This is a genomic window from Tomitella fengzijianii, assembly GCF_007559025.1.
Lineage (GTDB): Bacteria > Actinomycetota > Actinomycetes > Mycobacteriales > Mycobacteriaceae > Tomitella > Tomitella fengzijianii.
On the sequence record NZ_CP041765.1, the window covers coordinates 1,189,655 to 1,207,317 of the forward strand.

The following is a 17,663-nucleotide window of genomic DNA, read 5'->3' on the forward strand; positions in this document are numbered from 1 at the left end:
TGACGGGAAGGGACGCCGCCCCGACGGGCGGAACACAGTGACTGCGCCCCGGCCGGAAGGCCGGGGCGCAGTCACTGTGTTCACCTGTGTGCTCGCCTGTTCAGGCGATGGTCACGAACCGCTCTTCCACGCCTCGCCCAGGAGCATGATCCCGGTGGCGGACGGCTCCACGCCATGCACGTTCTTCTGCCACGCCCAGAGGGACGGCAGCGCGCCGATCGGTGCGGATGGGACGGTGGCGTTCCAGTGCTTCTGGATCTCGCCCATCACCGCGCGGGCGTCGTCTTCGGAGGCGGTGGAACGGAACTTCGCGATCAGCGCGTCCATCTGCGGGTCGGCGTACCCGGCGGTGTTCGACGGCGAATCGCTCTGGAGCACGCCCTGCAGGCCGAGGTCCGGAATCGACTCGTAGAAGCCCAGCCCCGCGTGCGCGATGTCGAAGTCGTGCTGCACGTAGACCCCCGTGATGATGTCGGCGGCGCTCGTGGCGCCGTGCATGTTCACGGTGAACCCCACTTTCTGCAGCAGCGCCTGCACCGCCAGCGCGATGGCGTGGTCTTTCGGCTCGTTGAGGAACACGTAGTCCAGGGTGCCGTCGTAGCCGTCGGCCTTCGCCTCGTCCAGGAGCTTCTTCGCCTGGTCGGGGTCGAAGGCGACGCCTGGCACGTCGGGGTGCCAGCGGGAGGACTTCGCGAAGATGTCGGACGTGGGGATCCCCTCGCCCTTCTCGGCGCGCTGGCCGATCTGCTCCGGATTCAGCGCCATGGCGATCGCCTTGCGCACCCGCACATCCGCCCCGGCGCGCCCCTCACGGTTGTTGATGATCTCCGCGCTGCCCGAGTTGAGGATGCCGACATAGCCGGGGAAGCCGGCGTCGACGACGTCCTTGATGGCCGGCGCGAGGCCGCGGATGTACGCGAGGTCGAGCCCACCGGACTTGAGCGAGTCGACGTTCTCCTGCGGGCCGTTGAGGGCGACCATCCGGACGGTGTCGAGCGGCGGCGGTCCGCCCCAGTAGTCGGGGTTGGCCTTGAGCACGCGTGCCTCGCCCGGACGGAACTCCTGCTCGGTGAACGGGCCGGCGCCGATCGGCTTGAAGGCGTCCCCGCTGCCTGCCGTCGGCGCCACGATCATGCCGTAGCCCAGCGCCAGCATGGACGGGAACCGGTGCCAGGGAGCCGTCAGGGTGATGGTCACGGTGAGCGGGTCTGTGGCGGTGGCGGACTCCACGGTCTGCTTCCACAGGCCGGCGTCGGCGCCGTTCTGCTCGGTGTACCGGTCGAAGCTCGCCGCCACCGCCTGCGCGTCCATCGGTGTTCCGTCGCTGAACTTCACCCCGTCGCGCAGCTTCAGCGTCCAGGTGACGTCGTCGTCGGACGTGAGCGATTCCGCGAGCTGCGGCGTGAACTCGCCGCTGTCCGGGTCGTACTTCATGAGAACGTCGTACACGGCGGCGGCCGCGTCGCCGCCGGTTCCGCCGCGGCTCGCGCCCTGCTTGCCGGGGTCGAGGACGGGCGCCAGGGCTTGCACGCCGAAGGTCAGTGTGCCGCCGCGCACCACGTCTCCCTCCTGCGACTGCACGTTCACCAGTCCTTGCGTGAACGCGCCGGATTCGCCGGACGGCGCCGCGTTCCCGGTGCCGTCGCCGCTGCCACCGCCGTCGGAGCTTGCGCAACCGGTGACGAGGACGGCGGCCGCGAGCACGGCCAGGCCGGCACGCCCGGCGGTGCGGACGCGCCGCCTGCGCCGGCCGCCGGCCCTGTGGTCGGTCGATTCCATTGAGTCCTCCGCTTCAAATGTGAACGAGTGATCCCGTGGCCGGGAGACGGCATCATCCTGGGCGAAATTGTGACGCGCAACACTGCTGGTTCCCGCCCAGCGGTACTCCCCCCGGGTGGGGCGGTGTTGCTCTGACGTACGTCCTGCAGACGGCGGCGATCAGGTGAGCCCGTGGCGCTGCAATGCCCGGACCGCGAGCCATGCGAGCGCCGCCGCCTGCGTATCGAGCACGGCGTCGTCGAAGACGATGCGCGGCGAGTGGTTGACCTCTCCGCGCGCCGATTCCGGGAGTTCGTCGGGCCGTGCACCGAGGAACAGGTAGGTGCCGGGTACGCGTTCGAGGACCTTCGAGAAATCCTCCGACCCCATCGCCGGGTACGGCATGGTCACGATCGACTCGGCTCCGACGAGGTCGGTGAGATCGGCGACGGCGGCCTCCGTCTCCGCGGGATCGTTGAGAGTGACCGGGTAGCCGAGGTCGAAGTCCACCTCCGCGGTGCACCCGTGCGCGGCCGCCACCGCTTCGGCCACCTCCGTGATGTGCTGCGGCAGCCGGGCGGCCGCCTCGGCGGAGACCATGCGGACCGTGCCGGCGAGCTCCGCGGTGTCGGGGATGACGTTCAGCGCGTCGCCGGCGCGCATCCGGGTGATGCTCAGGACCACGGGATCGAAGGCGGGGAAACGCCGCGTCACCATGGTCTGCAGAGCGCCCACCAGCTCGGCGGCGGCCGGGATCGGGTCGTGCGCGGAGTGCGGTTGCGACCCGTGTCCGCCCGACCCGCGCACCACGATCCGCAGCTCGGCCGCGCCGGCCAGGACGGGGCCCGGGCGGGTGACGAAGGTGCCGCGGTCTCCGGGGCCCACGTGCACCGCGAAGGCCGCAGCGGGGGGTCCGGCCACCGCGAGCACGCCCTCGTCCAGCATCACCTGCGCGCCGTCGTGCCCCTCCTCGCCCGGCTGGAACATGAAGGCGACGGTGCCCGCGAGCGTGTCGCGCGCGGCGTGCAGCAGGTGTGCGGCTCCGACGAGTCCGGTGGTGTGCAGGTCGTGGCCGCACGCGTGCATCGCGTCGTTGACCGACTTGTACTCCACCTCGGCCAGTTCGGTCACGGGCAGTGCGTCCATGTCGCCGCGCAGCAGCACTGTAGGCCCCGGCCGGGCGCCGCGGAGTACGGCGACCACCGACGTCGTCGCCGAGCCGCGCACGATCTCCAGACCAGGGAGCCCGTCCAGGGCACGCAACACGGCCTGTTGCGTGCGTGGCAGATGCAGACCCACCTCGGGGTGACGGTGCAGGTCCCGCCGCAAGGTGACCAGGTCGGGAAGCAGGGCTCGCGCGTCTTCGAGCAGGCGTGCGGGGGTGACGTCAGTGGAGGGAGCCGGATTCGGCTCCGTGGCCGCGGTCAACGGAGCTTCTGGCTTCCGCCGTCGACCATGAGCGTCTGGCCGGTCATGTAGCTCGCGTCGTCGGAAGCGAGGAAGACGGCGACCGGGCCGATGTCGCCCTCGGGATCGCCGTAGCGCTGCATGGGCACCGCGGAGATCAACTTGGCCGCCGTTTCCGGATGCTGCTCCATCCAATGCGCGACGCCCTCGGTGGCGGCGAGGGGACAGATGATGTTGACGTTGATGCCGTCGGCGGCCCACTCGTTGGCGGCCACGCGGCTCACGGCGCGGATCGCCTCCTTGGCGGCGACGTACGACGCCTGCGTGCGCATTCCGTCCATCGCCGACCCGGAGCCGAAGTTGATCACGGAACCCGCTGCGTCTTTGAGATGCGGGTAGGCGGCCTGCATGAGGCGGACGGCAGGCACGAATCCGGTGCGGAACGACAGGTCGAGGATCTCCGCGGTGGTCTCCATCAGCGGAGCCTGGCGGGACGCGTGCGCGTTGTTGACGAGCACGCTCACCCCGCCGAACTCGTCCACCGCGGCCTTGACGATGCGCTCGGCCCCGTCGTCGGCGGAGATGTCGATCTCCCGGAAGGCCGCCCGCCCGGGGTGCCCGCTCGCGTCCAGTTCGTCCTGCACGGCCGCGCCGGCCTCGGCGTTGATGTCGACGAACAGCACGTTCGCGCCCGCCTTCACGAACGCGGTCACGATGCCGCGGCCGATGCCGCCGGCCCCTCCCGTGACGATCGCGTTCTTGCCCTGCAGGCGGGTCTCGGTGCTCATGGTGTCTCCTCACCGTCGTCGGTGGTGCGCCCGGGGGCCGTCCACCGGGGTCGAGTCGGTCGTCCGTACCTTCCGGACACACCGGGTAGTCTTCGTCACATGTGACGTGCGGGACAACCCGGCGTACCGGCCACCGGCGGTGAGCACGCCGGAAATGGGGAACAGCCACCCGTGGATGACGTTGGGCCGCCGGTTGATCCGGGCGGCAGTCGATACGGAGACGACGATGCCCCGCGGCCTTCGTCGGCCGCGGGGCATCGTCGGGTACGCGGGCGTCACTCGGTCCGGAGCGCGTCCTTCTCGATCGCCGCGAGACTGTAGGCGGCGTAGGTGTTGTAACGGTCGCGCCCGGTGAAGTAGGCGGAAAGCTGCGCGTCCATCTCCTGCGGGGTGAACGTCCCGTCCGCGGCGACGAACTTGTGCTCGATCTTGGGCGAGTCCATCAGCGTGACCATGTTGCCGTAGACGACGAACACCTGCCCGGTGATCTCGTGGGAGGCGGGGGCGGACAGATACTGCACCAGGGTGGCGACCCGCTCAGGTGCGAGCGGGTCGAGTCCGGCCGCGGTGTTCTCGTCGAAGGTTTCCGCCGTCATCTCGGTGCGCGCACGGGGGCAGATGGCATTCGCCTTGACTCCGTACTTGTGCATCCCGTTAGCCGTGGACAGCGTGAGTGCCACGATGCCCGCCTTGGCCGCGCCGTAGTTGGGCTGGCCGGCGGGGCCGAACAGGAACGCCTCCGACGCTGTGTTGACCACCCGGCCGTACACCGGCTGCCCGGTCTCCTTCGACAGGTTCCGCCAGTGCGCCGACGCCGCGTGCGAGGTGGCGGCGTGCCCCTTGAGGTGCACGCGCAGCACGTCGTCCCACTTGTCCTCGGTGAGGTTGAAAACCATCGTGTCGCGGGTGATCCCGGCGTTGTTCACCAGGATGTCCATGGAACCGAACTCGGAGACGGCCGTGTCGATCATCGACTGCGCCAGCGCCCAGTCGGACACGTCGCCCTTGACGGCCACCGCCTTGCCGCCGGCGCCGACGATCTCGGAGACGACCTCGTCGGCGCGGTCGGTCATGTCGTTGATGACGACCGCGGCGCCGGCGTCGGCGAGCGCCAGCGCCTCGGACTTGCCCAGCCCTGCTCCCGCCCCGGTGACGACGGCGGCCTTGCCCGCCAAGCTCAGTTCGTCGGCCATGTCGGCTCCTGTCCTGTTGTCAACTGGATCACGTTCCACTGCGTCGGCCGATGCTACGTCTCCGGCGTCGGCCCGGTCGCTTCGGCGTCCCGGTCTACGGGGCCCGGCGGTGCGCGCATCCGCGGCGATGCGGTAGATGTGATGTCTCCCATACGCGTGCACCCATAGACTCGCGGACGGGCCGCGGGCGGCACGCCCGTGCAGCCATCGGGAACGACTCGACAGGCAGGCGCAGATGATGAACGGGGACGGGACGGACAGCGCGACGGCGGGGCCGGGAGAGGCGGCCGGCAGGCAGCGGCGCGGCCGGGCGATCGCGATGGGCGACGCGGAGCGGGACGCGTTCCTCGCGGCCGAGAGGACCTGCCGCGTCGCCACCGTCGGCGCGGACGGGGCGCCCCATGTGAGCCCGCTCTGGTTCGGCTGGTCGGACGGAGCCCTGTGGTTGTTCTCGATCACGAAGAGCCGGCGATGGCGGGATCTCGAGAGTGATCCGCGCGTGTCCGTGGTCGTGGATGCGGGGGAGCAGTACGACGAACTGCGCGGCGTGGAGATCTCCGGCCACGCCCGGCAGGTGGGCGAGGTGCCGCGCACCGCCGCGCCGGACCCGGAGCTCGAGGCGGTGGAGCAGCAGTTCGCCGACAAGTACATGGGCGGAACCTTCTACGCGGACGGCCGTCACGCGTGGCTGCGCATCGTGCCGGAGAAGATCGTGAGCTGGGACTTCCGCAAACTGGCAGCGCTGCAGAAGGGCTGAGCGGCATGGGCGTGACGGCGGACGGCGCGACCCCGGAGATCTGCCGCGCACTGATCTCCGCCCTGCGGTCGGCGCGCCGCGTGGTGGTGCTCACCGGGGCCGGCGCCTCCGCGGAGAGCGGGATCCCCACGTTCCGTGACGCCCTGACCGGGCTGTGGGAACGGTTCGATCCCGCGCGGCTGGCCACCCCGGAGGCGTTCGCGGCGGACCCCGATCTGGTGTGGGGCTGGTACGCATGGCGACGCGATCAGTTGGCGCGGTGCCGGCCGAACCCCGCGCACGACGCGGTGGCACGACTGCAGCGCGCGGTTCGCGCGCGCGGGGGCACGGTGACAGTGGTGACGCAGAACGTGGACGATCTGCATGAGCGGGCCGGGACACAGGACGTGGTCCACCTCCACGGTTCCATCGCGCAGTCGCGTTGCGCGATGTGCGGCGAGACGGCGGAACCCGGGCAGGCGGGTGCCGACGCTGCCCTCTCCGCCGGATCCGACGGTGCGGGCGAGGGGAAGCGCATTCCGCCGCCACTGTGCGTGGGATGCGGCGGGCGGTTGCGCCCGTCCGTCGTGTGGTTCGGGGAGGAGCTTCCGGTCTCCGCGTGGCTACGAGCGCAGAACGCTGCGGAGGGCGCCGACGTGCTCATGTCCGTGGGGACGTCGTCGACGGTGTATCCGGCGGCGGAGCTGCCGCACATCGCGGGTCGCGCCGGGGCCCGGATAGTGCAGGTCAATCCATCGCCGACCGGCCTGGAGCCGATCGTGCACGACGACTTCCGCGCGAGCGCCGGCGAGGTGCTCCCGGCCCTGGTCGACGCCGCTTTCGGCCGGTAGCTGCACACCCGACCGCGCAGTTCACCCGCACGAACCGGCCATGGCGTCCATACTCGAGAGACGATATGTGACGGATCACAGTGTGATCGCGCATGTGCGGTGTGACCGGGTCGGCGATCGGGTCGCGTACGGGGCGGCGTCGGCGACGGGGAAGTGGGTTGACCGGCGTGTTTGCGGCTCCGCGGCGGGTATCGGTGAGTGGGAGCGTGCTGGCGTTTCCGGGCGAACACTGCATGTCCGTTGATTCGAGAGGTGGGTCACTGCTACAGTTTGAGAATCAATTCCAATTCTGCGGTGCGGCACCCACTGGTTCCGGCATCCTCCTCGGCTTTACCAGCGTCGGCAACGCCGACGCGGGTATCGCCCGCGGCCCCCGGCGCGGACGCTCGCACGCGCCCGGCGGGACCTGCGGACAGGAGGCGGACCCCGGTCGTCCACCACGGATTGCAACGCCGTCACCCGATGGAGGCACCGATGTCATCTGTGGACACCCGTTCGCTCGAGGCCGCCCCGCGCCCCGCCGACGACCAGAAGCCGCTGCCGCCGTCGATGGTCGAACGCATGACCTTGATCCTGGACGCATTCGAGCGGCGCTCGAGTCGCCTCAACCTCGAAGAGGTCGCCCAGCGCACCCGGCTGCCGCGCTCGACCGCGCACCGGATCCTCGACCAGCTGGTCAAGCTCGACTGGCTGGACCACGGCTCGCTCGGCTACGGATTGGGACGGCGCGCACTGGGCTTCGGAGACAGCGGCAACAACCATGCGGAGTTGCGCAGCGTCGCCAACCCGTACCTCCACGAGCTGCACATGCGCACCGGAATGGTCGTGCACCTGTCAGCCCTCGACGGCGCCGACGAGATCTTCCTCGACAAGATCGGCGGCCGTTTCGCCGGCAAGCTCGCCTCGAAGGTCGGCGGCCGCTGCGGCGCACACTGGAACAGCGGCGGCCGCGCCATGCTGGCCGCGCTCACTCCGGAAGAGGTCGACGACCTGGTCGGCGAGCGCATCCGCGCGCACCGCGGCGAGGAGGGCTGGTCGCTCCCGGAACTCCATCAGGAGCTCAACCGGATCCGCCAGCACTACGGACTGTCGATCGACCGCTCCGGGCGTCGGTCGATGGGTCTGATCAGCGTGGGCGCCGCCATCGTCGGCCCGGAGGGGCCGGAGGCCGCCGTGTGCCTGTGCCCGCCCTCGAACGCCGTGCCGCTCGAGCGCTACGCGCCGCTGGTGCTGGCGACCACGCGGGAGATCTCGAACGAGATGTACCCGGAGCTGCAGCGCCTCGCGGGCCAGCGCGGGGGGCGCTCCGGCGCACCGCGTGTAGCAGGTGGCCACCGGCGCGTGCTGCGCACCGCCTGACGTGATCGGAGAGGCGTTCCGGTGATCGGGACTCCCGCAATCCGTCGCGTTCACCGGGGATAATTTCCGGTATGCGCAGAGGAAGTTCCGGCACGCACGCATGATCGGGCAAGGCGCCTCGAGGACGGGAGCACGCTAGATGGTGGACGTCGATTACGAGGGTTCCCGCAGGGAGCTGCAGACCGATGCGGGGGTGCTGCGCTACCACGAAGTCGGCGACGGGCCGCCGTTGCTGCTTTTGCACGGTTCGGGGCCGGGCGTCACGGGGTGGCAGAACTACCGCGGTGTGGTGGGCGACCTGGGCGAGCGGTTCCGCTGCCTGATCCTGGAGTTCCCCGGTTTCGGCGTGTCCGACCCGGGGGAGGGCCATCCGATGATGATGGCCGGCGCCTCCATCGGCCGCTTCCTCGACGGTCTCGGACTGGACAGGGTCGACATGGTCGGCAACTCGATGGGCGGCATCGTGGCGGTGAATGCGGCGATCGCCGCGCCGCAGCGGGTGCGCCGCCTGGTGACCGTCGGCGGCCCGGGAAAGGCGCTGTTCAGCCACGGCCCCAGCGAGGGGATCAAGCTACTCTGCGAGTTCACGGACAACCCCACCCGTGAGGGACTCGTCCGATGGCTGCACTCGATGGTCTACGACCCCGCGGTCGTCACCGAGGAGATGCTCGAGGAGCGGTGGCGTCTGGCCACCGACCCGACCACGCTCGCGATCGCCAAGCGCATGTACAGCACCGAGGCGTTCGCTGCCACCATGGCTGCGGCGAAGAACTCCAAGGTGCCGCCCTACTGGTCGCGTCTGGACAAGGTCCAGGCACCGACACTGCTCACCTGGGGGAGGGACGACCGCGTAAGCCCTCTGGACATGGCGATGCTGCCCATGCGCGACATCCCGCGCGCCGAGCTGCACGTGCTGCCGGACTGCGGGCACTGGACCATGATCGAGGCGCGTGAGGCATGGTTGTCTGCGGCGCTCGCGTTCCTGACCCGTCCGGAATCGGCCGACCGACTGCCCGGATGATCCCGGGCGCGCTACGGGGGAGACCCGCATCGCGCCGAATAGAACAAGCGACCAACCGATCCGGAATCGAGGAAACATGACCAAGGCGCTCGACTACATAATGGAGCGGGCGGACGAGATCCGCGGGAACTCCGCCGAGAACGAGAAGCTGATGCGCGTCGCCGACTCGTCGGCGGACGTCCTGCGCAAGTCCGGCATCATGCGGCTGCTCCAGCCGAAGACGCACGGCGGCGACGAGGCGCACCCGCGCGAGTTCGCGGAGACGGTCATGGCCACCGCCTCGCTCGACGGGGCCACCGGCTGGCTCGGCGGCATCGTGGGCGTGCACCCGTGGGAGCTCGCCGTGGCGGACCCCAAGGTGCAGGAGGAGATCTGGGGCGAGGACCCGGATGTCTGGATGGCTTCGCCGTACGCGCCGATGGGCGTCGCGGTGCCCACCGACGGCGGCTTCATCCTCAACGGCCGCTGGTCGTTCTCGTCCGGCACCGACCACTGCCGCTGGCTGTTCATCGGCGCCATGGTGGGCGACAAGGACGGGAAGCCGTTGATGCCGCCGCAGATGATGCACGTGCTGGTCCCGTGGGGCGACTACGAGATCGACCATGAGAGCTGGGACGTCGTCGGCCTGCGCGGCACGGGGTCGAAGGACGTCGTGGTCAAGAACGCGTTCATCCCCACCCACCGCACGCTGGACGCTCCGAAGGTGATGAGCGGCGAGGCGGCCAAGGAGATGGGCCTGACCCAGACCCTTTACAACATGCCGTACTGGAACGTCTTCCCGCTGGGCATCACCGCAGCCGTGATCGGCATCGCCGAAGGCGCCATGCACGCGCACGTCGAGGCGCAGAAGAACCGCGTGGCGATCACCGGGCAGCCGATCAAGGAGGACCCGTACGTCCTCTACGCCATCAGCGAGGCGGCCGCGGAGATCCAGGCGTCGCGCTCCGCTCTCATCGAAACCACCTGCCGCTTCTACGACAAGGTGGACGCCGGCAAGGAGGTCACGTTCGAGGAGCGGGCCATCGGCCGCCGGACCCAGATCCGCGCCGCGCACCGCGCTGTGCGTGCCGTCGACGAGATCATGGACCGCTCGGGCGGCGGCGCGCTGCACCTGCGCCACCCGTTGCAGCGGTTCTGGCGCGACGCGCACGCCGGCGTGGTCCACGCGGTCCACGTGCCCGGCCAGATCTACCACGCGAGCGCGTTCACGCAGCTCGGCGGCGAGCCGCAGGGCAGGATGGCCAGCCAGATCTAGATCAGGCGCACCGCGCCCCGCCGGATTCCGGCTCAGGCGAACCGACGCCGCGCCCCCGCCTCACCGCAGGCGGGGGCGCGACGTCGTCGTCGGGCCGGAACCGGGCATGCGCACGCCGGGCGCGTCGACCGGTGCCATGGCCCGCGCCATGATGAACGCGTCGGCCTGGCCTGCGGGTTGATGAACGCGATGGGCGCCGCGGTGATGAATAGGCCACGGTGGCGGTGGGCGCTGCCTACGATTGATCTGTGACCCGGCAACTCTCGGAGTGGAGCATCGGACGCCTGCTGATGACGGCGTCCCGGCTGATGCAGCATGCCTGGGAGCAACTGCTGCGCGAACACGGGGTCAGCCACGCCGGGTTCATCATCCTGGAGAGTCTGCGGGACGGCCCGCTTCCGCAGCGCAGCGTCGCACGCTACTGCCGGGTCACCGACCAGACGATCAGCCGCAGCATCGAGCGGCTCGAGCGGCACGGCATGGTCACGCGCGCCACCGATCCTCAGGACGAGCGGCGCCAACTGGTCACCATCACCGAGCGGGGCCGGGAACTGCACGCGAGGATCACGGAGCGGGTGGAATCTGACCCCTTGATCACCGGCGCGATCAAGGATCCGGAACAGTTCCGGGCGGCCCTGCTCGAGCTGATCGCGAACCTGGAGGAAAAGTACGAACAGCGCTGAGACGCTGCGACACGGCGGCGGGGAGGAAGACGGCGGCGGGGAGGATCCGTGAGGATCCTCCCCGCCGCTTCGTCGTAGGCCCCGCCACTACCGGGGCCGTGCCGTGGCGCGCGGTGCGGCCGCAGTCAGCGACCCATCAGCTTGCGCAGCGCCGCGGCGTGGCCGGCGACGAGCTTGTCCCGGGGGAAGCCCGACTGCAACTCGGCGCCCTTCTGGTTGCCGTCCGCCACCCACACCGGGCCGTCGGCGATGTGCTCGAGGCCCTCGCGCGCAACGGTCAGCGGATCGGACACGCGCATGCCGGGAACGTCGAAGTTCAGGCCGGCGCGCTCCATCGCCGGAGTGCGGGTGACGCCCAGAACCAGCTGGACGACGTCGACGCCGCGGTCCTTCATCTCCAGCCACAGGCCCTCGGTGAAGATGCGGCTGAACGCCTTGGACGCGGAGTAGATGCTCTGCTGCTCGGAACCCAGGTAGCCGGACAGCGAGCCCAGCAGGATGATGCCGCCGCGGCCACGCTCGGCCATCGGCTTGCCGTAGAGCTGGGCCAGCTCCAGCTGGCGGTCGACATTGAGCGTGATGACCCCGCGGAAGCCGTCCATGTCACCGGTGACGAACTCGTGGCCGTAGGTGTTGGCGCCGGCGTTGAAGACGAGCAGGCCCACCTCCAGACCCTCCGTGACCTCGGCGATGTTGGCCACCGCGTCGTCGGTGAGCAGGTCCTGCGCGAGCGTCCGCACCTCGACCCCGTGCTTGCGCACGGCCTCGGCGGTCTCCTCGAGGGGGCCGGCCTTGCGGGCGACGAGGACGAGGTTGATGCCGGCCTGGGCCAGCTCGTCCGCGAACGCGGCGCCCACGCCCTCGGAGCCGCCGGCGATGACGGCCCAGGGGCCGTACTTGTTGGTGTCGATCATCGGTGTGTGAGTCCTTTGCTTGAAGTGGCGGGCGGTGTGCGCGGCGCGGTCAGCCGTCCAGCCGCTCGGTGGCCGCCTCGCCGGGCGAACCGAGTCCCGGAATGGTGCGGTCGTCGTCCTCAGGCACGGCGAGCCTGCCTTCGATCACGGCACGCTCGATGCTCGCACGCAACGCGGGGCACGAGTGCGCCTCCGGCTCGAGGCGCTTGCCCTCGGACGCCGCCGACTGCAGAAGCTCGCAGTTCTGGGCCGCCTGGCCGCTCCACTGCACCGAAGTCTGGTGGAAGCTGGACTTGTGCACCAGCACCTCGGTGCCGCAACGGTCGCAGCTGACGGGGTGGAAGTCCATGGTGCTACCCCTGTGCCCCGGCGGTCTCGCGGGCGGCCATGTTCTCGGCGATCTGGGCGCGCCAGGACTTCATCGGCTTCGAGGTGTCGATCTCGAACTCGAAGCGGTCGGTCATCTCGTCGGTGACGTCGGCGCGGTCCACGTAGAACTGCTCGTACCAGCGGCGCAGCTGGTAGACGGGACCGTCTTCCTCGCTGAGCAGCGGGTTGTCGATGCGCGTCTTGGAACGCCAGATGGCCACGTCCTGCTCGAAGCCCTTGGTGATGAACTGGACGTTGGTGGCGGCGATCTTCTCGGCCTTGCCGGCGGGGATGTCGGCGGTCTTGCGCACCGTCGCGCCGTACATGAGCACGAAACGGTCCGGGCTGATCGGGTAGTGGCAGTTGATCAGCTTGGTCTCCACGTCGAAGTCCGCGTAGTGGTAGCAGAGCTCGTCGACCATGAAGGACGGCCCGTAGTAGGAGGCCACCGACGAGTTGCCCTGTGCAACGTGGGCCGGGTTGGCGCCCGGCGGAATCATGTCCTCGCGGCCCTCGCCGTTCATGTACTGGGTGGCGGTGACGCCCTCGAAGACGTTCTTGAAGTACGTCGGCAGCGCGTAGTGCACATAGAAGAAGTGCGCCATGTCCACCACGTTGTCGACGATCTCACGGCAGTTGGTGTCGATGATGATCGTCTTCCACTGCCACTCGGTCCACTCGTCGTCGCCGGTGCGGATGACGGGGATGTAGTCTTCCGGCTCGCTGTTCTCCGGGTCGTTCCACACGAAGAGCAGGCCGTCGCGCTCCAACGTGGTCCAGGACTGGGTGCGGGCGCGCATCGGCACACGCTTGGCGTAGGGGATCTCCTTGCACTTGCCGTCGCCGCCCCAGCGCCAGTCGTGGAACGGGCAGGCGATCTCGTCGCCCTTGACCGTGCCCTGGGAGAGATCGCCCCCCATGTGCCGGCAGTACGAGTCGAGGACCTTGATATCGCCCTTGGTGTCCTGCCAGATGACGAGCTTGCCGCCGAACGCCTCGACGGAGTGGGGCTTGCCGTCGCGGTAGTCTTCGGCCAGCCCCAGGCAGTGCCAGCCGCGGGCGAAGCGCGCCGGGGCGGGGCCCGAGTCGATCATGCGGGCCGAGTTGGTGCCGTCTGCGGTGATAGTCATGACGTCCGTCCTCGATGCGGGTGTGCTGAGTTGAGGCCACGGTATGGCGGCACCTATACGCGCTGGTAGCCCTTCCCGGAGAGCGAGACCTCCGGCGGTGCCTGCGATCCCCGGGTTCCGGTGAGCGGACGGGCGATCGGCGCGGAATACGCCTTTGTCACACGATGGCGTGGCCGGAGTCACCGCGTGGATCGCATTGCAGGAGCCGCCGGCACACGGACGACTACTGAAATGGGGTGCGGAGGGGAATGCCACGTATCGCTGAGGCGCGGGTGCCCGCCGAGCCGAGTTCGAAGCTGCAGTGGGAGAAGTACCGCCGCATGCTCGACACGGCCACTGAGCTGGCCGAAGAGCACGAGTTCGAGCGCGTGCAGATGCATGACGTGGCGAAGCAGGCAGGGATCGCCATCGGCACCCTGTACCGGTATTTTCCGTCCAAGACGCACCTGTTCGTCGGCGTCATGGCGCGTGAGGTCGAGGACATGCGGTCGAGCTACCGGGTGGCCGCAGACCCCTGCCGGTCGCCCCAGGAGGCGGTGGCGGCGCTGTCCACGCGGGCGTTGCGGGCGTTGATGCGCAAGCCGCTGCTGGCCTCGGCGATGGTGCGGTCGATCAACACGGCCCATGTGGACACGGTCCTCGACTCGGCGCGTGTCGATGCGGCCTTCGACGACGCGGTACTCGAGGCGGCGCGCATCGACACGCCGACCGAGCGTGACGAACAGCTGCTGCGTCTGCTCAACCAGCAGTGGCTGGGCGTGCTGCAGTCGTGCCTCAACGGCCATGTCTCGCAGAAGACCGCGGAGGCGGACCTGCAGGCGTTCTGCCTGATCCTGCTCGGGACGCTCTCCAGCGCCGTCGCCTGGAAGGAGTCGCATGGTGCCTGAAGCGCGGCCCCCGCGGATGGGCGAGTACCCGGACGGCACGGTCCTCACCTCGACGCGCGGAGACGCGGCCATCGACAGGGCGACACACGCGGCGCGGCGCCTCATCGACGCTCTGCTGCGCGCCGACCGGGACGGCACCGATCTGTCCGGCGTGGCGGAGCGTCTCGAATCCGTCGTGGACGACCTGGATGCGCAGGCGCCGGCGGTGCAGGACCGGCTGGTGGACATGTGGTCGGGCGAAGGCATAACGCGCCACGACCCGGTGACGGGGCCGGAGAACGCGATAGCCCCGCCGCTCACCCTGTCCGGCCGCGCGGACGGCAGCGTGGACGGCGAAGTGACCATGACCATCCCGTACCAGGGGCCGCCGACCTGCGTCCATGGCGGGGTGTCGGCGTTGCTGCTCGACCACACCCTGGGCGTGGCCAACTCGTGGGCCGGCAGGGACGGCATGACGGCGCAGCTGACGCTGCAATACCACCGTCCCACGCCGCTGTTCCGCGCGCTGACGGTGTCTGCGCGTCAGGAAAGGACCGAGGGGCGCAAGATCTGGACCGTCGGGGAGATCCGGGACGACGAAGGGCAACTGTGCGTGTCCGCGGAAGGGCTGTTCATCGACAAGAAGGTGCCCCGGCCCCGCTGAGAGCTGTGAGCGGGTGCAGGGTGCGGAGACGGGCCCCCGTCAGCGGGGGCCGATGCCGAACAGGCGCGCGGCGTTGTGGAATGCGACATCCCGGAGCCAGTCGTCGCCCAGGTCCAGGCGTGCCAGGGCGTCGAGCGACTCGGCGTAGGGGTAGGGGATGTTGGGGAAGTCCGACCCGTGCAGGATTTTGCCCTGCAGCCCGATCAAACGAGGGCGTTCGGCCGGGTTGAAGGGGATCTGCTCCTCGGTGAATTCAGTGAACGCCATCGTGGTGTCCAGATGGACGTTGTCGTACTCGTCGGCGAGATCCATGAACTCCGAGTACTCGGGCATTCCCATGTGCGCGATGATCAGCGGCAGCCGGGGGAAACGGGCCAGCAGGCGCGCCACCGGCCCGGGCCCGGTGAACCTGCCGGGCGCGGGGCCCGAACCGCAGTGGATGACGGTGGGCACGCATGCGTCGCTGAGCAGGCCCCACACGGCGTCCAGCCGCGGGTCGTCGGGGGAGTAGTCGCCCACCTGCACATGCGACTTGAAGATGCGGGCACCGGCCCGCAGCGCATCCGATACGTATTCCCCGGCGCCCGGCTCGGGGTAGAACGTGGCCGTGTGCAGGCAGTCGGGCGTGCGGGCGGCGAAGTCGGCGGCCCAGGAGTTGAGCCAGGCCGCCATGTCCGGCTTGTGCGGGTAGAGCATCGACGAGAACGCCCTGACGCCGAATCCGCGCAGGGTGTCGATGCGGGTGGCCTCGTCGTGCCGGTAGGCGATCGGCCACGGCCGGCCCACCAGGGGGCCGGCCGAGTCGAAGTACTGCCACACCTTGTCCAGCACGCGGGCGGGCATGAAGTGGGTGTGGACGTCGATCAGACCGGGCAGGCCCAGCCGTCGCCAGAAATCCACGACCTCCGCGGATTCCGCCGCGGCTGCGTCTTCTTCTGGCTCAGGCCGGTGCTGCAAGGTCCGATCACGCTCCTCTACACGGTCGGGATGGCGATCTCCCGGCGCACGATCTTGCCTGTGGCATTGCGCGGCAGCGGGTTCTCCGTGATCCGCCAGCGCACCGGGCGCTTGAAGTAGGCGAGCCGCTCCGAGACCCACCCTCCCAGACCCTCCCTGGTGACGTCCGCGCCGGGTTCGGTGACCACGATGGCGACGGGAACCTGGCCGAAGTCGTCGTCGGGCGCACCCAGCACGACGCATTCGCGCACGCCGGGGTAGTCGTCCAGGCACTGTTCGACCTCGGTCGGGTAGATGTTCTCGCCGCCGCGGACGATCAGGTCGGACCGGCGCGAGGTGAGGAACAGCAGGCCGTCCTTCATCATGCCGATGTCGCCGGTGTGCAGCCAGCGGTCCTCGTCGAAGGCGGCCGAATTGGCTTCATCGTTGTTCCAGTAGCCGATCATGATGTATTGGGCGCGGGCGCACACCTCTCCCTCGACGCCGTCCTCGACCTTCTCGTTGAACGCGTCGCGGATCTCCATCTCCACCGTCAGCGTGGGGCGGCCCACCGTGGTGGGTTGCGCGGCCAGGTCGGGCGGGGTGGCCACGGCGATGCCGCCGCAGCTTTCGGTGAGCCCGTAGCTGTTGACGAGGCTGTTCTGCGCGAAGGGCACATGCTCGCGCAGCTGCTGCTGGAACGACGGGGAGGACGGGGCCGATGCCAGGGCGAAGGCCTTGAGCGACGACGTGTCGTACTTGCCGAAGTCGCCGTCCGAGATCAGGCGCTTGGCCATGGTGGGTACCGCGCCCCAGTTGGTGATCTTCTCCTTCTCGATGAGGGAGAGAACCTTGTTGGCGTCGAACTTGCCCTGGTAGATGACCATCTTGGTGCCCGTGGCGAGTCGCGGTACGACGATGTTGTGCAGGCTCGCGATGTGGAACATGGGCGAGGTCACCAGGTAGACGTGGTCCGCGTCGGCATCATCGCCGGCGAACGCCTCGAGGATCGAATCGTTGAACACGTGGAACCCGGTGACGGCGATGGCATTGCGGTTGGAGTGCACCGCGCCCTTCGGCTTGCCCGAGGTGCCGGACGTGAACAGGATGATCGCCGGGTCGTCCTCGTCGATCTCCACGGACGGCGCGGCCGCCTCGGGGTGTGCCGCCGCCAGCCGGGGGACGTCTTCCTCGAGCGAGAGCAGCGGCACGTCGACCTCGCCGAGCAGCGAGGCCCGCTTGGTGTCGACGAGCAGCAGCTTCGGCTCGCTCAGCTCCATGCCGTTGGTGACCTCCATCGGCGCCCACCAGGCGTTGAAACCCACGGCGATCGCACCCAGCAGCTGCGTGGCCCAGAACGCCTCCACCCACTCGGGGCTGTTGGCCCCGAGGATCGCGACGCGGTCGCCCTTGCCGATCCCGTATTCGTCCGCGAACACCTTGGCGATCGAGCGGACGTCCCGGGCGTGCTGCGCGAACGTGATCCGCTGGCTCTCGGTGACCATGTACTCGGCGTCGCCGTGCCGTTCGGAGTCGACGAGCATCTGCGCGAGCGAACCGATCCTGTTCTTGAACACGGTCATGGGGGCGCCCAGCACGTCCTCCCGGGCGAGCTCGTGCGGCCCTCCCGGGCCGGTCAGCCGTCCGATCAGCTGTGCGTAGGCGGCCTGCGCGTCGACGGGCATCTCGTTCTCCTTCTAGATCCGGACTGCCGGATGTGATCCACGTTGCAC

At 69.5% G+C, this 17,663-nt stretch carries 17 protein-coding genes; 8 read left to right on the forward strand and 9 right to left on the reverse strand.

From position 1 onward, the window contains the following. Positions 1–111 precede the first annotated feature (111 nt). From FO059_RS05480 to FO059_RS05495, 4 genes are all read right to left on the reverse strand, one after another. Positions 112–1,779: an ABC transporter substrate-binding protein gene (locus tag FO059_RS05480; RefSeq protein ID WP_143907016.1), complete on the reverse strand. Its 1,668-nt coding sequence runs from the start codon at positions 1,777–1,779 to the stop codon at positions 112–114. 159 nt (positions 1,780–1,938) lie between these two features. Next, positions 1,939–3,186 (reverse strand): M20 metallopeptidase family protein, encoded by a 1,248-nt coding sequence (locus tag FO059_RS05485; RefSeq protein ID WP_233266891.1) that lies wholly within the window; start codon positions 3,184–3,186, stop codon positions 1,939–1,941. Then, the gene (locus tag FO059_RS05490; protein ID WP_143907018.1) at positions 3,183–3,953 is read right to left on the reverse strand and encodes an SDR family NAD(P)-dependent oxidoreductase; all 771 of its coding nucleotides are present in this window, start codon (positions 3,951–3,953) and stop codon (positions 3,183–3,185) included. Before FO059_RS05490 ends, FO059_RS05485 begins: the two co-directional genes overlap by 4 nt. A 275-nt stretch (positions 3,954–4,228) precedes the next feature. Continuing rightward, the gene (locus FO059_RS05495; RefSeq protein ID WP_143907020.1) at positions 4,229–5,146 is read right to left on the reverse strand and encodes a 3-oxoacyl-ACP reductase; all 918 of its coding nucleotides are present in this window, start codon (positions 5,144–5,146) and stop codon (positions 4,229–4,231) included. A gap of 235 nt (positions 5,147–5,381) precedes the next feature. Here FO059_RS05495 and FO059_RS05500 point away from each other — a divergent pair, with 235 nt between their 5' ends. The 6 genes from FO059_RS05500 (at position 5,382) to FO059_RS05525 (ending at position 11,051) form a co-directional block, all read left to right on the forward strand. Next, positions 5,382–5,903 (forward strand): pyridoxamine 5'-phosphate oxidase family protein, encoded by a 522-nt coding sequence (locus FO059_RS05500; protein WP_233266890.1) that lies wholly within the window; start codon positions 5,382–5,384, stop codon positions 5,901–5,903. Positions 5,904–5,908: 5 nt separating this feature from the next. Beyond that, complete coding sequence (locus tag FO059_RS05505; RefSeq protein WP_143907022.1) at positions 5,909–6,733, forward strand: SIR2 family NAD-dependent protein deacylase; 825 nt, start codon at positions 5,909–5,911, stop codon at positions 6,731–6,733. A 474-nt stretch (positions 6,734–7,207) separates the two neighbouring features. Continuing rightward, entirely contained in the window at positions 7,208–8,092 is an 885-nt protein-coding gene (locus FO059_RS05510) for an IclR family transcriptional regulator (protein ID WP_233266889.1), read from the forward strand. 139 nt (positions 8,093–8,231) lie between these two features. Continuing rightward, positions 8,232–9,113, forward strand: coding sequence for an alpha/beta fold hydrolase (locus FO059_RS05515; RefSeq protein ID WP_143907024.1), 882 nt, complete (start codon positions 8,232–8,234; stop codon positions 9,111–9,113). Positions 9,114–9,189: 76 nt separating this feature from the next. After that, the gene (locus tag FO059_RS05520) at positions 9,190–10,368 is read left to right on the forward strand and encodes an acyl-CoA dehydrogenase family protein (protein WP_143907026.1); all 1,179 of its coding nucleotides are present in this window, start codon (positions 9,190–9,192) and stop codon (positions 10,366–10,368) included. A 248-nt stretch (positions 10,369–10,616) separates the two neighbouring features. Then, positions 10,617–11,051 carry a MarR family winged helix-turn-helix transcriptional regulator gene (locus FO059_RS05525; RefSeq protein ID WP_233266888.1) on the forward strand — a complete coding sequence of 145 codons (435 nt, stop codon included), beginning with the start codon at positions 10,617–10,619 and terminating at the stop codon, positions 11,049–11,051. Positions 11,052–11,176: 125 nt separating this feature from the next. Here the strand turns inward: FO059_RS05525 and FO059_RS05530 are convergent, their stop codons facing one another. From FO059_RS05530 to FO059_RS05540, 3 genes are read right to left on the reverse strand one after another with little or no spacing between them, the layout of a single operon-like run. Next, positions 11,177–11,965 (reverse strand): SDR family NAD(P)-dependent oxidoreductase, encoded by a 789-nt coding sequence (locus tag FO059_RS05530; RefSeq protein ID WP_143907028.1) that lies wholly within the window; start codon positions 11,963–11,965, stop codon positions 11,177–11,179. A gap of 49 nt (positions 11,966–12,014) precedes the next feature. Continuing rightward, the gene (locus tag FO059_RS05535; protein ID WP_233266887.1) at positions 12,015–12,314 is read right to left on the reverse strand and encodes a hypothetical protein; all 300 of its coding nucleotides are present in this window, start codon (positions 12,312–12,314) and stop codon (positions 12,015–12,017) included. A gap of 4 nt (positions 12,315–12,318) precedes the next feature. After that, positions 12,319–13,464 (reverse strand): Rieske 2Fe-2S domain-containing protein, encoded by a 1,146-nt coding sequence (locus FO059_RS05540; protein WP_168226585.1) that lies wholly within the window; start codon positions 13,462–13,464, stop codon positions 12,319–12,321. A 248-nt stretch (positions 13,465–13,712) separates the two neighbouring features. Between FO059_RS05540 and FO059_RS05545 the strand changes: the two genes are divergently transcribed. After that, positions 13,713–14,351, forward strand: a complete 639-nt coding sequence (locus FO059_RS05545; RefSeq protein ID WP_143907030.1) for a TetR family transcriptional regulator — start codon at positions 13,713–13,715, stop codon at positions 14,349–14,351. Continuing rightward, entirely contained in the window at positions 14,341–14,994 is a 654-nt protein-coding gene (locus FO059_RS05550; RefSeq protein ID WP_143907032.1) for a PaaI family thioesterase, read from the forward strand. Before FO059_RS05545 ends, FO059_RS05550 begins: the two co-directional genes overlap by 11 nt. 39 nt (positions 14,995–15,033) lie before the next feature. On the opposite strand, the gene FO059_RS05555 is transcribed toward FO059_RS05550, so the two are convergent. Both FO059_RS05555 and FO059_RS05560 read right to left on the reverse strand, forming a co-directional pair. Then, positions 15,034–15,951, reverse strand: a complete 918-nt coding sequence (locus FO059_RS05555; protein ID WP_233266886.1) for an amidohydrolase family protein — start codon at positions 15,949–15,951, stop codon at positions 15,034–15,036. A gap of 17 nt (positions 15,952–15,968) precedes the next feature. Next, positions 15,969–17,615, reverse strand: coding sequence for a class I adenylate-forming enzyme family protein (locus FO059_RS05560; protein WP_143907034.1), 1,647 nt, complete (start codon positions 17,613–17,615; stop codon positions 15,969–15,971). Positions 17,616–17,663: the final 48 nt, after the last annotated feature.

Coding starts and splice junctions, on each gene's coding strand:
- FO059_RS05505 (WP_143907022.1), top strand. CDS start 5,909: ATGGGCGTGACGGCGGACGGCGCGACCCCGGAGATCTGCCGCGCACTG.
- FO059_RS05495 (WP_143907020.1), bottom strand. CDS start 5,146: ATGGCCGACGAACTGAGCTTGGCGGGCAAGGCCGCCGTCGTCACCGGG.
- FO059_RS05535 (WP_233266887.1), bottom strand. CDS start 12,314: ATGGACTTCCACCCCGTCAGCTGCGACCGTTGCGGCACCGAGGTGCTG.
- FO059_RS05550 (WP_143907032.1), top strand. CDS start 14,341: ATGGTGCCTGAAGCGCGGCCCCCGCGGATGGGCGAGTACCCGGACGGC.
- FO059_RS05540 (WP_168226585.1), bottom strand. CDS start 13,464: ATGACTATCACCGCAGACGGCACCAACTCGGCCCGCATGATCGACTCG.
- FO059_RS05545 (WP_143907030.1), top strand. CDS start 13,713: ATGCCACGTATCGCTGAGGCGCGGGTGCCCGCCGAGCCGAGTTCGAAG.
- FO059_RS05530 (WP_143907028.1), bottom strand. CDS start 11,965: ATGATCGACACCAACAAGTACGGCCCCTGGGCCGTCATCGCCGGCGGC.
- FO059_RS05490 (WP_143907018.1), bottom strand. CDS start 3,953: ATGAGCACCGAGACCCGCCTGCAGGGCAAGAACGCGATCGTCACGGGA.
- FO059_RS05510 (WP_233266889.1), top strand. CDS start 7,208: ATGTCATCTGTGGACACCCGTTCGCTCGAGGCCGCCCCGCGCCCCGCC.
- FO059_RS05515 (WP_143907024.1), top strand. CDS start 8,232: ATGGTGGACGTCGATTACGAGGGTTCCCGCAGGGAGCTGCAGACCGAT.
- FO059_RS05520 (WP_143907026.1), top strand. CDS start 9,190: ATGACCAAGGCGCTCGACTACATAATGGAGCGGGCGGACGAGATCCGC.
- FO059_RS05480 (WP_143907016.1), bottom strand. CDS start 1,779: ATGGAATCGACCGACCACAGGGCCGGCGGCCGGCGCAGGCGGCGCGTC.
- FO059_RS05500 (WP_233266890.1), top strand. CDS start 5,382: ATGATGAACGGGGACGGGACGGACAGCGCGACGGCGGGGCCGGGAGAG.
- FO059_RS05560 (WP_143907034.1), bottom strand. CDS start 17,615: ATGCCCGTCGACGCGCAGGCCGCCTACGCACAGCTGATCGGACGGCTG.